The following is a 13,623-nucleotide window of genomic DNA, read 5'->3' on the forward strand; positions in this document are numbered from 1 at the left end:
CAACGCCACCCGCCAGAGTCCAGCACCAACGCGCATTCTTTTCCATTCGTCGCAGCCTTGTCCTTTGCCTGCTAAGCGGCCATTGTTGCGGGACTTCTCCGAACAGGGATATGAATTCTATGACTTTGGCAAACCAGATCATTTGGGGCAGTATTTATCTGGGCATCTGCTTTCTGTTCGAGATTATCCTGCTGACGTGGTGCACACAGCTGGTGCGGGAACTGACCCTGCGACTGGAAAACGCCAAAAGGTTCTTTACGATTGCTGCGCCGATCTGTCTGGCGCTTGGCTTTATCGTGGCCATTCACACGTTCCAAGTCTGGCTATGGGCTATTGTCTGGGTGTTTGGTGATGTTCTGACCGACTGGAATACGGCGCTGTATTTCTCGTTGGTGACCTTCACGACACTGGGTTACGGCGATATCGTTCTGGGCGAGGATCTACGAATTTTCGGGGCCTTCGCCTCGGTCACCGGCTTATTGGCGTTTGGATTGTCTACGGCGTTCATGGTTGCGCTGATGACGCAAGTCTTCAAGGAAGAGCTGATCTCTTAGAGGATCGGTGCAAACAGCCTCGCCAGAGGTGAGCCAAAGCGGATGTAGGGTGGTTGTTCGGACAGGTTTCGAGTCAGCTCATAGCTGCAATCAAAATCTGCGTTCAGCATTTTTTCCAAGGCTTCAGCCGCGCGTGGGTCGAAAAACAGCGCCATCGCTTCGAAATTCAGCCGGAATGAACGGTTGTCCAGATTAGTAGTGCCCACGGCAGCCAGGGTGTCATCGACCACAAACGCTTTTTGATGCATAAAGCCATTGGTATAGCGAAATATCCGTGCGCCGCAGTCCCGGATTTCATCGAAATAGGCATAGGCGGCCAGCCAGGGCAGCCGGTGATCGATCACGTCCGGTACAAGAATACGCACATCGACACCACGTAAGGCCGCGTGCTGTAAGGCGGTCATGACATCGATATCCGGCACGAAATATGGCGATGCGATCCAAATTCGCTTCCTAGCTGCAGTGATTGCCGAGAAGAACATCATCGCGCCGGTTTCGGTATCATCCCCGGGCCCGGTCGCAACCAACAGCGCGTTCATGTCCTGTTCGGATTCCGACCCGGCCCAGCTCAATTGGTCGATCAGATCTTCTTCATGCGCCCAGTGCCAGTCTTCTACAAAGATCAACTGTAATTGCCGGACGATATGCCCGGTCATTTTTAAATGAGTGTCGCGCCAGTGGCCGAAATGGCTGCTCTGACCCAGATATTCGACACCTACATTGTGGCCACCGATAAATCCGGTCTCACCATCAATGATCACAGTCTTGCGGTGATTGCGGTAATTGAGCTGAAAGCGGTGCTGAGGACCGCGCCGGTCGCGTGGGTTGGCAATCACGACGCCAGCGCCGCGCAAGGATTCAAGATATGCCGTCGGGAGGCCGTAACTGCCTACAGCATCGGTCATGAAGCGGACAGAAACACCGCGTTTCGCGGCTTCTATCAGCCTGGATTTCAACTCCTTGCCCAGAGAGTCATCACGGACAATGTAGAATTGGATCAGGATATAGCTTTGTGCGGTGTCTATTGCCTCGAATATTGAGTCGAAAGTTGCCTCGCCGTCGATCAGCAGTTCGGCCCCGTTGCCGCGTGACACAGGCAGATGCGCAAGGGCTTCAAAGGGGCGGGGGTTGATCGACATCTTCTCAAGATCGGGCTTTGAGAAATCCGCGAAACTCTTGATGCCCTCCACGACCCGCTCGCTGTGCTTGCGGGCGATGCGATAACCCCGAAATCGATGGTGCCCGAGAAACAGATACAACGGTACTCCGAACATCGGCACCGAGATCAGAAACACCACCCATCCAACCGCGCCCTGTGGTGTGCGCGCGGTCTGCGCGGCCCGGATCGCAAAGACCAATGCCGTCGCGTAGAGAAAAAAGACGGCCGCGGAAACAAGTAATGTCCACATGGGGTTATCAGTCTCTGAGTGATTTATTCACCCCCAGTGTAGATGCGATCCCAGTCTTGCGCCATATCTACGATGATCCAGCCCAGATCCGGGCCTTTGTCCAACCCGTCGACCAATTTTCCAATGTGGCTTTCGCGGTCATAGGCCCATTCGCGTTCGGCATCGGTGTGGTGGATCAAAACACCAAGACGCGGCCCATGCCCGGCAGTTGTCCATTCGAGCATGGCAAAGTCACCATCCGAGTTTCCCACTGCCAGAATCGGCCGTCTTCCAATTGTACGTTCGATATTGATTGGTTTGCCTTCTTTGTCGTCTATGAAGGCGATGCCGGGTGCCTTGATGATGGCTGGCGCACCATCGGAGGTTTCGTAGGTTGCCGCCGCGTATGTGCCCAAAACCTGCTCAGGCGGGATGCCATAGGCGTCTTCTGCGAAAACGCGCATAAAGTGCAGACCACCGCCTGACACGATATAGGTTTTGAACCCCTCGTCCCTGAGATAACGCAGCAACTCGACCATCGGCTGATAAGTCATCTGATCATAAGGTAGATCAGTAGCCGGATGGCGGGCTGTGTTCAGCCAACCGGCGGCTATTGTTTTGAATTCTTCCACGCTGATGCCGGAATGAGTGGCGTCCAATACCTCGATCAGGGCGTCGTGCCCACCCTCGACCAAGGCATTTAAATCTCCATTTGCAGCGGCCTCTAATGTCGGAGTAGTCAAGATCGACGGGTCGGCCTTGGCCAGTTCCGCGAGGCGCTCCATCGCGAAGGTCAGCTGAAAATACACAGGCTGTTCAGCCCAGAGGGTTCCATCGTTGTCAAAGACGGCGACACGCGCCGCCGGAGTGACGTAATCCACGCTTTCCGGGTCCGTCACCATCTCAACAAACGCAATGATGCGGTCGCGGTTTTCGGTGTCTTTCCAGCTTGGCAATGGATCGGCTACGGCCAGCAACGGGGCTGCCAAAAAGAACAGGGCGATAATGATGCGCAGCATGTCCAAATATCCTGATTTGAAATGGCAGAGGCCGCAGGGAACAGCGGCCTCTGGTCTTATCAGTTAGTGGGCGGAGGGCGTGGACAGTTTCTGCATGACCTGGTCCAGGCTGAAACTGGCCGCCTTCTGGCGTGGTGGAAATTCCTGGAAGGTGGTCAGGAAATTCCCAACATATTGCTGAGCGGGCACCAAGAAATATGCACGATCAAGTATCCAGTCGTAATAGGTATTTGACGTGCGGTAGCCACGTTCGTATGGGTCACGGCGTAAATTCACGATGATTGGTACACGCAGCTCGGTGAAAGGCTCCATCCAGGCGCGGAAGGTCGACCAAGCTTTCTGCTCAAGGAAGATCAGTTTCCAATCATCAAAGCGCAGCGCAGACAGGTCGCCGTCATCGGTGAAATAAAAGATCTCGCGACGTGGGCTTTCTGTAGTTTCACCCGTCAGCAATGGCAGAATGTTGTAGCCATCCAGGTGAACCTTGTAGTCGCGGCCCATCGCAGGCGAGGAATATCCTGCCATCAATTTGTCTTTGATCTCAGGATCACCGGCAACGGCCAGATAGGTCGGCAGCCAATCCATGTGGTGAACGATTTCATTCATGACTGAACCGGCCTCGATCTTGCCCGGCCAGCGCACCATCGAGGGCACCCGCCAGCCACCTTCCCAGTTGGTATTCTTTTCGCCCCAAAACGGGGTCGAGGCGGCGTCGGGCCAGGTGTTGTAATGGGGGCCGTTGTCGGTTGAGTAATGGACAATTGTATTGTCAGCGATGCCCAGTTCATCCAGCAGATCAAGAAGTTCACCTACCTGTATGTCATGTTCGATCATGCCAGCAGTGTATTCATCGGCAGGACCACCGATGATCTCATTGGCCTGTGCGCGCATCTCATCTTTGACATGGGTGCGGAAATGCATCCGGGTGCCGTTCCACCAGACATAGAAGGGTGTACCATTCTGGTTGGCCTCGCGGATAAATTCAATCGCGGCCTCAAGCGTTTCCTGATCCACTGTTTCCATGCGTTTGCGGGTCAGGGGGCCGGTGTCCTCGATCGGGCCGCCCGCGGTTGAATGAATGACTCCGCGTGGGCCGTAGGCGTCGCGGAAGGTACGCCCATCCGGCAGAATAGCATCGCCCGGGTAATCTTCATGCTCAGGCTCTTCTTCGGCGTTCAAGTGATACAGATTTCCGAAAAACTCATCAAACCCGTGGTTTGTCGGAAGATGCTCATCCCGGTCACCAAGATGGTTTTTGCCAAATTGACCGGTGACGTAGCCGTGGTCTTTCAGCAGCCCCGCGATTGTGGGGTCTTCGATCTGCATGCCTTCTTTTGCACCGGGCAGGCCCACTTTGGACAAACCGGTTCGGAATACAGACTGTCCCATGATGTATGAGGACCGCCCCGCAGTGCAGGATTGCTCGCCGTAATAGTCCGTAAAGATCATGCCTTCATTGGCTACTCGGTCGATATTTGGGGTCCTGTAGCCCATAAGGCCCATCGTATAGGCCGAGATGTTGGACTGACCGATATCATCGCCCCAAATGACAAGGATATTGGGTTTTTGATCCTGCGCCCATGCGGGGATTGCAATACAGGCGGCGAAAGTGACCGCCGCAAGTTTAGATATCCATTTTGGTATGCTAGAGTCAGGTGGTAACATAGAAAGCTCCTAAAAATACAGGCCATTAGAGGCCGCTTTCAAAGCAGGAACGGTGAATTTTCACCGTCGTAAACCGCTGATCCCCAAATAGTTATTCGCGTTATACGGGAACCTCAAATAAAAATAACCGAAAGTTCGATGGCGAAGCTCATAACATATATAAAAATATAAATATACAGTGCGGACTGAACTCTTCACCTTTTGCGCAGATCTTTAATCTGGGCCCTGATCGTCCCCCAGTCGACCATCCAGCGACATCAGGATCGCGATGGGGCGAAGGGCTGGGATGTGGCTGAATACGATCAGGATGCAAACGGTCAATGGGACGCTCAGAAAAGCTCCGATAAGGCCCCAGATCGTCGTCCAGAACATCAGGGCAAGAATGACCAAGAAAGTCGACATATTCAGAGATCGGCCCAAAAAAGCAGGGTCCAGGAAGTTGCCAATCAGGAATTGGATGGTCCCGCAGCCAAGGATGATGACGAGGAACGGCCCAATACTTTCAAATTGAACAAGTGCAATCATCGATGGGAAAATCACCGCGATTATCGAGCCGATGGATGGTATGAAATTCAGGGCAAAGGTCAGAACCGCCCAGGTCTCAGCAAACTCCAAACCCAGCACTTTGAAGACCGAGTAACTGATACCCGCGGTTATCAAACTGATCAGCGTCTTTACGCCAACATATCGTTGCAGGCTGAACGAGATGGCATCCAGAATGGCCGCGAATTCAATACCAGCTTTGGGATCACCTGCGGCCAACTGTATTTTTTTGCGAAAGGCCAGCCGCTCGGCCATGAGGAAGGCGACATAGAGGCTGATCAGAAAGAACTGGTTCAGCAAGGACGTAGCACTGCCAAGCAGAACACGCGCAACGTAAGACATGTCGATATTGATCAGGTTGTCACGAATAAATTTGGTTACATCATTACCCACTAAACCAGTGACTCGGTTCACCGTGTCGTCGAACTGGTCTTCGTAGGTGCCGATCGTTCTGGCAAACTGGGTCGCCTGGCTTCCCAAAATATACATGATGACAAAAAGTCCGGCTAAAACGACCGTTACACCTGCGATATTGGCCAACCAAACAGGCGCGCGGGTCAGAGCAATGATCCTGTCACTCAGCGCGATAATCAGGACATTGATTAGCAGAGCCATCGTCAGCGGGATCAGAAACGCGGAGCCAGCATACAGCCCCAGTACGACAAGTGTCGCGACAATCGAAATGTCCCGCACAACTGAAAGCCTAAGCTTTAAGGGTTCTGCGATGGTGTCATTATCCAGTTTCATTGGTTGGCCTGTGTCAGGAACTGCGCGTCGCGCGTATAGTTGATCCTGCACAGCAAGTGCGGATTATGCAATGCGCCCAATTGTTTGCCGGGGTTTATCTGCGTAGCAGAGCGATTTGGCGGTTCAGTGGATAGAGAAGGCGGGTTAGGCTTTTGCCATGTTAGCGCGTGTGATTCCCTATTTTGGCCGACCGGTTCAGGCACTTCTGCTTGCCGTGACGAGATTCAGTTCAAAGAACGGCTTTGTCATGAGCAGCCACGTCGCCATGTCACTGATGATGGCGTTATTTCCATTCGTTCTCTTTACCGTTGCCCTCGCGGGGTCTTTGTCGCAGGACTACGTGACAAACGAGCTGATCGATTTGATTTTTGGCGCATGGCCTCAGGATGTTGCCGAGCCAATCGTGGCTGAACTACGTTCGGTTTTGGCCCAGTCAGGCTCGGGTGTGATTACTCTGGGTGGTTTGCTGGCCGTGTTTTTTGCTTCGAATGGTGTGATGGCGGTACGTGCGGCGATGAACCAAGCGTATCATGATCGCGATAGCTGGCCTTTCTGGAAGACACGTTTGCTGTGTTTGGGATTGGTGATCACCGGAGGCATTGCCATTCTGGGTATCGCAGCGGTCGAAGTTGTCCTGCCTGTTTATACGCAGCTTGTGTCCGAAAAAACGGATGTGAATGTCTCGGACTGGTTGTCAGTAGATCGCCTGCGTTGGACTTTCACTGTCGCCGTTCCCGTCGGTGTCGTGGTCTTGGCGCATCTGGTCCTGCCGACAGGGCGTCACAAGTTAAAACAAATCCTTCCGGGCGTGTTGCTGACGCTGGCGCTGTTGGGCGCAGGAGGGTGGGGGTTTTCTGTCTATATCGCGCAATTCGCTTCTTACAGCGCAACTTACGCAGGTCTCGCAGGAGCGATGGCCGCGTTGATCTTCTTGTACCTGTGCGCAGCTATTCTAATCCTCGGGGCCGAATACAACGGTGCGCTGATGGATTTGCAGGATGAAACCGATGGGCCAGCGGTGTGAGGCTGGCTGCGCTCTTTTTCAGTCTGTTTGTACCTTTAGGCGTATTCGCTGAAACCCCGAATTATGTCGGGTCTGACCAATGCGTTGAGTGTCACGCGGATGAGGCAAAGGAATGGGCCGCCTCCCATCACGCTCTGGCCTGGACCCAAGTTAATGAAGGTCACGTCAAAGCGGATTTCGACGGTGTGCGGTTTGATCATGACGGTATGTCCGTGGAATTCGTACATACCGACGATCTGCCGCAGGCCCGTGTAACCGAGAAGGACGGGGTTGAAACGCTCTATGACGTGCATTCAGTCGTCGGAATCGAGCCATTACAACAATACCTGTTCGAAACTGAGCCCGGCCGATTGCAGAGTTTTGATGTCGTCTGGGACACGGAAAACCAGCGATGGTTTCATCTTTATCCCGATCAAGACCTGCCACCGGATGACGGGTTGCACTGGACAGGTCCTTACAAAAACTGGAACGCCCGTTGTGCGGAATGTCACGCCACCGGGTTTGAAAAGAACTATGATGCGCTGACCCGAAGCTATGACTCGGCTCAGGCCGAGATCGGGGTCGGGTGTGAGGCCTGCCACGGCCCCGGATCTGCGCATATCGACTGGACGCAGGGCCAAAGTCTTTCTGCCGATCAGGGCGAATTTGGATTCACCTTGAATTGGGGCAGGGGCCGGGTTGAGGAGGAAATCCAGCAATGTGCCGGTTGCCATTCCCGACGCGAAGCACATGGCGACGGAAACCCGATCCCGGGAACACCCTATCACGACGCCTACAATATGGCGGTGCTACGCCCCGGTCTTTACCATCCGGATGGCCAGATTTTGGATGAGGTTTATGTTTACGGCTCGTTCTTACAGTCCAAGATGTACGGGCAAGGCGTGGGTTGCATGAATTGCCATAACCCACACAGTGCAGAGTTGAAGGCGGAAGGAAACGGGGTCTGTACCCAATGCCATTCTCTGGCTGGCAATCCTGATTTTCCGACCTTAACAGCGAAGGACTATAATACGCCCACACATCATCATCACCCGGAAGACAGCGAAGGGGCGCAGTGTAAATCCTGTCACATGATCGAACGTGTCTATATGGGCGTAGACGGGCGGCGCGACCACAGTTTCCGCATTCCGCGTCCCGATCTGGGGCTGGGCGAAGATGCCTGCACCGATTGTCATCAGACGAAGGATCAGGCTTGGGCGACAAGTCAGATCGAAGTTTGGTTCCCTGAAACCACTCATCGTGGTCCACATTTCGGAGCAGTGTTTCAAGCGGCGATGACCGGACAGGCCGGGGCGCCGGATGATTTACTGGCAATTGCGATTGACGCGGAAACAGCAGGTATCGTGCGCGCAACAGCGGCCTATCTGCTTCAACCCTATGCAACGGGGGAAATCGCGTTAAGAACAGCACCCCTATTGTTAGATCCAGACCCTCTGGTGCGTGCCAATGCAGCTCCGTTGCAACGTCAGGCAACCTTGACGGATCGGGTTCAAAGGCTGGAACCGCTACTCTCGGACCCAATGCGCAACGTGCGAATTTCAGCGGCCAAGGAGTTCCTGAACGTCCCGAGCCAATCCCTGACTTCGGATCAACAGGCGCGCGTCGCGCAGAGCATGGGCGAATGGCAGGATGCAATCGCCAACCGTCTCGATTTTCCGGAAACTCACCTTATTCTGGGTGGGATGGCTTTGACATTCCGCAACGCTCCGGCCGCTGAACGCGCATTCCGAGAGGTCGTAACTCTGGACCCTCAGCGTGCCGAGGCCTGGCCAATGTTGGTACAGTTGGCGCAGATAAATCGAGGGCCAGAGGCAGCACTAGAGGCGCTGAAGGAAGGGTTGGCAATGTTGCCGGAAGATCCTGGCTTGCTGCAGTTAAAGTCCCAACTGTCACCTTAGATCGGCATTGCGTGGCCCGGTTTGCGCCATGAAACGGGCAAATTCATCGATTAACCAATGGGGTGGGTGAAATCTTCGCCAGCCTCAAAGGTGTTTCATGACTGACAAACCAGTACACACATCGCAGCTACAAAACCCGGTTTCCCTGAATCAGAGGATCGCGGAATTACAGGCCAGAAAACCGCAGTTTGTTAATCCCGACGAAGCGTTGGAGTTGCAGCGCGACGCTGCCGCGTCACTGCGCGAACAATTCCTGGCCGGTGACCGCAGTTGGCTGGACGATTAAGTCAGCCGCGGAACCCGGTCGCGACTACGAATTTCTCGGAACTGTCCGAACGTGATGCGGGTGGTTTGACATTGGCCACCTTTTCAAACTTCTGCTTCAGAAGCTTTTGCAAATCGCCCTCGGCACCCCCGGCCAGAACCTTGGCAACAAATGTGCCACCTTCTTCCAGAACGTCAAAAGCAAAGTAAGCCGCTGTTTCGCACAGCGCCATGATCCGCAGGTGGTCGGTTTGCTTATGCCCGGACGAGGCCGCCGCCATATCCGACATCACCACATCGGCCTTGCCGCCCAGCCATGTTTTGACCTTTTCGTCGGCGTCATCTTCCATGAAGTCCAGCACATGTGCCTCGGCACCTGCGACCGGTTCAACCTCTTGCAGATCGACGCCCAGGACTGTGCCGATCCGTTTGCCTGATCGCTCGCCCAGCGCATTGACGCGTTTGACGGCTACCTGCAGCCAGCCACCCGGCGCGCAGCCCAAATCAACCACGCGGGCACCGGGGACGAGAAAGCGGAACTTGTCGTCCAGTTCGAGTATCTTGTACGCCGCACGCCCACGATAACCTTCGGCCTGCGCGCGCTTGACATAAGGATCGTTCAACTGCCGCTCAAGCCAACGGGTTGAGCTGAGTTTGCGCCCGCGCGCTGTCTTGACCTTAACTTTCAGGTCGCGTTGTCCACGGCCCGAGTTGTTTTTGCCACTTGGTGTCTTCGCCATCAGAACGGTCCGTCTTCCAATACGCCGTCCGCACTCATTTGTGCATAAAGCAAACCTTCGCGCAGCCCACGGTCCGCCACGGAAAGGCGGTCGGTGGGCCAGCAGCGAAGCAATGCCTGCAAAATGGCCGAGCCGGACATGATCAGGGCCTGCCGGTCATCGCCGATACGCGGATCTCGCCGCCGCCCCAGTGGGCCGAGTTCTAAGTATCCTCGTATGACTTTGTCAATCTGATCGCTGGTCATACGCAGACCATCCACCTTCGTTCGGTCATAGCGTTTCAGCCCCAGATGTGAGGCGGCCACCGTAGTGACCGTTCCGCTGGTGCCGACGATCTGAAATCCTTCGCGGGCCTGTTCGTCTTTGTAGGGGGCGAAATCGGCTAGATTCTCTTCGAAGAACCAACTCATCAGAGCAAAGCGAGCTGAGTCGTCCTCAACATCGTTGAATTGGTCCCGCAGCGTCGCCACACCCAGCGGGACACTGATCCAGTCCACCACTTTGGCTGTTGGAAAAGGGCTGTCGGCCGTATGAAACCCGTGATGCAGGCGCATGATCGCCGCCGGACGGTCCCGACGCGGCACCGATGAGATGTCGATCCATACCAACTCAGTCGAACCGCCACCGATATCCACGACTAATAATTGTTCGGTCTTGGTCGACACCAGCGGTGCGCACGAGATGACGGCCAAGCGCGCCTCTTCCTCGGGCTGGATGATCTCAAGCGTCAGTCCGGTTTCGCGCTTAACCTGCCGAATGAAGTCACGCGAGTTCTTGGCGCGTCTGCAAGCCTCGGTCGCGACCAGCCGCATCCGTTTGACCTTATTGCGTTTCAGCTTTTGCTGGCAGATTCGCAGCGCCTGAATGGTGCGTGCCATAGAAGACCGAGACAATCGTCCGGTCCGCTCCAAACCCGCGCCAAGCTGCACGGATTTGGAAAAACTATCCACCACATGGAACCCGCTGCCCTTGGGCTGGGCTATCAACATGCGACAGCTATTTGTCCCCAAATCCAGTGCTGCATAGAGTGCATCCGGATCGGGTCTTGCCGGCGCGGGGCTTTCGACCGCCTTCGGGAACGCGCCCGCACCTTTGGGACGCTTGGGCGCCATCTTTAACGCCCTCCGATATTCGAGTTACCCCGACCATAGGTCGGCCTATTCCATCGTGCAAGACGCTCATTAAAGTGATGAGTATTTTGATATGCGCACATGCGTGCATTTTCGTTACAAGACACGTATCCCATCCTAGGCAAAAGGTCGTTTGAAATACGCCGTGTGTCGAAAATCGACCGACCTTGCCCCATATAGAAGTTTAGAACCGACCCATCTGGTTAGGAGGAATCAACGGCAATGCCTGACGTCACCATCGTTTACTGGCGCGACATTCCCGCTCAGGTCATCGTCGGCAAAGGCCGTCGCGGCGCCAAGCGGCAGTTGGAGGAGCGGTTCGAGCAAGCCATCGACCGTGCTGCCATGAAGGTGAATGCCAAGGACAGTGATGCCTATCTGGCTGAATGGCGCAAGGCTGATCCCTTTGCAGTCGAGGGCGACCCGTCCGAGATTGCCGAGGCCGAGGCCGCGCGCTTGGAAACGGAATACGATCAGGACCGCATCAAAGCGCTGATCGCCAATGACGGTTGGGCATGAGCCCTGATCTATATGGGAGGCCGCAATGGCTTTGCTGAACTTTAAGAAACGTGATGCGGCCGAGAAGGCCCCGGTGAACCCGACCGTCGAAGCCTTTTTGCAAGGCTATTCGATCGAGGTGATGCCACGCACTGCCGAAAAGGTCGAGGATTTCCGGGCGCTGCTGCCTGAAGGCACGCGCGTCTACATCGCCCACATCGAAGGCACCCCGATCGAGGATATGGTCAAAACAGCCAAACGCATCGCAGCGGAAGGCTATCCGGTCATGCCGCACTTCCCAGCACGTATCATCAAGGATGCGGCAACGCTGGAAAACTGGATCTCAATGTACCAGGGCGAAGCCGGTGTCGATCAAGCCCTTCTGCTGGCCGGTGGTGTGGAAAAACCGAATGGAGACTTCCACAGCTCGATGCAGTTGCTGGAAACCAGTCTGTTCGACAAGGCGGGTTTCAAACGCCTGCACGTGGCGGGTCACCCCGAGGGCAACAAGGATATCGACCCGGACGGTTCGACCAAGAATGTGGACGACGCGCTGCGCTGGAAACAGAAATTCTCGGAAACCACCGATGCGGAAATGGCGCTGGCAACCCAGTTTGCATTCGATGCCAAGCCGATCATCGCTTGGGCCGACAGCCTGAAAGAGGCCGGTATCGACCTGCCTATCCACATTGGCATCGCCGGTCCGGCTAAACTGCAAACCCTGATCAAGTTCGCCATTGCGTGCGGCGTTGGCCCCTCGCTGAAGGTTCTGCAGAAACGCGCGATGGATGTGTCCAAGCTGCTGCTGCCCTATGAGCCAAACGATGTGATCACCGAACTGGCCAACCACAAGGCGGCCAACCCGGATTTCAACATCACTAACGTACACTTCTTCCCGCTTGGCGGCATTAAAACCAATGCCAACTGGGCGATCAATAACGGCGGCGCTTCGGCAAAGCCTGCAAACGCTTAAGGAACGGACATGACCCGTACAGTCGTAGAATCAAAAACAAAAACAGCCGTCCTGGGCTTTGACGAACCGTTCTGTGTGATCGGTGAGCGGATCAACCCGACCGGACGTAAGAAACTGGCCGCCGAGCTGGAAGCGGGCGATTTCTCGACTGTCGAGAAAGACGCACTGGCGCAGGTCATGGCTGGCGCAACCGTTCTGGATATCAATGCGGGCGTTGTCTACAACTCGAACCCCAACCCGAACGAGACCGAGCCGCCCTTGATGCGCAAGATCGTTGAACTGGTGCAGGGTTTGGTCGAAGTGCCGCTGTGCATCGACTCGTCAGTTCCGGGTGCGCTTGAAGCCGGTCTTGAGGCGGCTGAAGGTCGTCCGTTGCTGAACTCGGTCACTGGCGAAGAAGAGCGCCTGGAACTGGTTCTGCCGCTGGTCAAGAAGTACAACGTTCCTGTTGTTGCGATCTCAAACGATGACACAGGTATTTCCGAAGATCCCGATGTCCGTTTTGATGTTGCCAAGAAGATCGTTGAGCGCGCTGCCGACTATGGCATTCCCGCGCATGACATTGTTGTTGACCCACTGGTTATGCCGATCGGTGCGATGGCAACCGCTGGACAGCAGGTGTTTGCTCTGGTCCGTCGCCTGCGCGAGGAACTGGGCGTGAACACCACTTGCGGTGCGTCCAACATCTCGTTTGGTCTGCCGAACCGGCACGGCATCAACAACGCTTTCCTGCCGATGGCGATGGGCGCTGGCATGACTTCGGCGATCATGAACCCGGTTGCGCTGCCTGTGACGCAGAAGAAGATCGCCGAGAAGAAAGAGCAAGTGACTGCAGCCGGCATCATTCTGCCCGACGGCATGGATGATGAGGCATTCGTTCAGATGTTCGGTCTGGGTTCAACCAAGCCGCGTGCAGGTAAGGAAATGGAGGCCATCCGTGCCGCCAACCTGCTGACCAACAATGACGCGCATGGTGGTGAGTGGATCAAGTTCAACAAGTCGCCGGATGAGGCTGGTGCTGCAGGTGCTGCCGGTGGTCGTCGAGGAGGTGGCCGTCGCCGCCGCGCTTGATCCGTGAGTAAAAAAACGTAGTGAGGCCGGGCAAGACGCCCGGCCTTTTTCGTTGTTGATACTGATCAATGCCGAAATAGGCGCCGTAGGTCAGACTGTCTGGATCAGA

At 55.3% G+C, this 13,623-nt stretch carries 13 protein-coding genes; 7 read left to right on the forward strand and 6 right to left on the reverse strand.

Features of this window, described 5'->3' with window-relative positions:
* Window positions 1–119: 119 nt before the first annotated feature.
* Window positions 120–554 (forward strand): ion channel, encoded by a 435-nt coding sequence (locus GOW93_RS00295; RefSeq protein ID WP_170381074.1) that lies wholly within the window; start codon window positions 120–122, stop codon window positions 552–554.
* On the opposite strand, the gene cls is transcribed toward GOW93_RS00295, so the two are convergent.
* The 4 genes from cls to GOW93_RS00315 all read right to left on the reverse strand — a co-directional run bounded on the left by cls (window position 551) and on the right by GOW93_RS00315 (window position 5,916).
* Window positions 551–1,963, reverse strand: a complete 1,413-nt coding sequence (gene cls / locus GOW93_RS00300) for a cardiolipin synthase (RefSeq protein ID WP_170381075.1) — start codon at window positions 1,961–1,963, stop codon at window positions 551–553. The two genes, GOW93_RS00295 and cls, sit on opposite strands and share 4 nt — an antisense overlap.
* Before the next feature lie 23 nt (window positions 1,964–1,986).
* Window positions 1,987–2,961, reverse strand: coding sequence for an HAD family hydrolase (locus GOW93_RS00305; protein ID WP_170381076.1), 975 nt, complete (start codon window positions 2,959–2,961; stop codon window positions 1,987–1,989).
* A 63-nt stretch (window positions 2,962–3,024) separates the two neighbouring features.
* A complete protein-coding gene (locus GOW93_RS00310; protein ID WP_174818966.1) occupies window positions 3,025–4,626 on the reverse strand; it encodes an arylsulfatase in 1,602 nt (533 codons plus the stop codon).
* Between the two features lie 213 nt (window positions 4,627–4,839).
* Window positions 4,840–5,916, reverse strand: coding sequence for an AI-2E family transporter (locus tag GOW93_RS00315; RefSeq protein ID WP_170381077.1), 1,077 nt, complete (start codon window positions 5,914–5,916; stop codon window positions 4,840–4,842).
* Between the two features lie 157 nt (window positions 5,917–6,073).
* Between GOW93_RS00315 and GOW93_RS00320 the strand changes: the two genes are divergently transcribed.
* The 3 genes from GOW93_RS00320 to GOW93_RS00330 all read left to right on the forward strand — a co-directional run bounded on the left by GOW93_RS00320 (window position 6,074) and on the right by GOW93_RS00330 (window position 9,124).
* Window positions 6,074–6,940 (forward strand): YihY/virulence factor BrkB family protein, encoded by an 867-nt coding sequence (locus GOW93_RS00320; protein WP_170381078.1) that lies wholly within the window; start codon window positions 6,074–6,076, stop codon window positions 6,938–6,940.
* Window positions 6,937–8,838 (forward strand): multiheme c-type cytochrome, encoded by a 1,902-nt coding sequence (locus tag GOW93_RS00325; RefSeq protein WP_170381079.1) that lies wholly within the window; start codon window positions 6,937–6,939, stop codon window positions 8,836–8,838. The genes GOW93_RS00320 and GOW93_RS00325 overlap by 4 nt, the downstream gene beginning before the upstream one ends.
* A 97-nt stretch (window positions 8,839–8,935) precedes the next feature.
* The gene (locus tag GOW93_RS00330; protein ID WP_170381080.1) at window positions 8,936–9,124 is read left to right on the forward strand and encodes a hypothetical protein; all 189 of its coding nucleotides are present in this window, start codon (window positions 8,936–8,938) and stop codon (window positions 9,122–9,124) included.
* Window position 9,125: 1 nt separating this feature from the next.
* On the opposite strand, the gene GOW93_RS00335 is transcribed toward GOW93_RS00330, so the two are convergent.
* Together GOW93_RS00335 and GOW93_RS00340 are read right to left on the reverse strand one after the other, a co-directional pair.
* The gene (locus tag GOW93_RS00335) at window positions 9,126–9,842 is read right to left on the reverse strand and encodes an RlmE family RNA methyltransferase (RefSeq protein WP_170381081.1); all 717 of its coding nucleotides are present in this window, start codon (window positions 9,840–9,842) and stop codon (window positions 9,126–9,128) included.
* The gene (locus tag GOW93_RS00340) at window positions 9,842–10,954 is read right to left on the reverse strand and encodes a Ppx/GppA phosphatase family protein (RefSeq protein ID WP_170381082.1); all 1,113 of its coding nucleotides are present in this window, start codon (window positions 10,952–10,954) and stop codon (window positions 9,842–9,844) included. Before GOW93_RS00340 ends, GOW93_RS00335 begins: the two co-directional genes overlap by 1 nt.
* 240 nt (window positions 10,955–11,194) lie before the next feature.
* Between GOW93_RS00340 and GOW93_RS00345 the strand changes: the two genes are divergently transcribed.
* From GOW93_RS00345 to GOW93_RS00355, 3 genes are read left to right on the forward strand one after another with little or no spacing between them, the layout of a single operon-like run.
* Window positions 11,195–11,491 carry a virulence factor gene (locus GOW93_RS00345; RefSeq protein WP_170381083.1) on the forward strand — a complete coding sequence of 99 codons (297 nt, stop codon included), beginning with the start codon at window positions 11,195–11,197 and terminating at the stop codon, window positions 11,489–11,491.
* Between the two features lie 25 nt (window positions 11,492–11,516).
* Entirely contained in the window at window positions 11,517–12,443 is a 927-nt protein-coding gene (locus GOW93_RS00350) for a methylenetetrahydrofolate reductase (RefSeq protein ID WP_170381084.1), read from the forward strand.
* A 9-nt stretch (window positions 12,444–12,452) separates the two neighbouring features.
* Entirely contained in the window at window positions 12,453–13,514 is a 1,062-nt protein-coding gene (locus GOW93_RS00355) for a methyltetrahydrofolate cobalamin methyltransferase (RefSeq protein ID WP_170381085.1), read from the forward strand.
* The last annotated feature ends 109 nt before the right edge of the window (window positions 13,515–13,623 follow it).

Source organism: Ruegeria atlantica, assembly GCF_013032455.1.
Lineage (GTDB): Bacteria > Pseudomonadota > Alphaproteobacteria > Rhodobacterales > Rhodobacteraceae > Ruegeria > Ruegeria atlantica_B.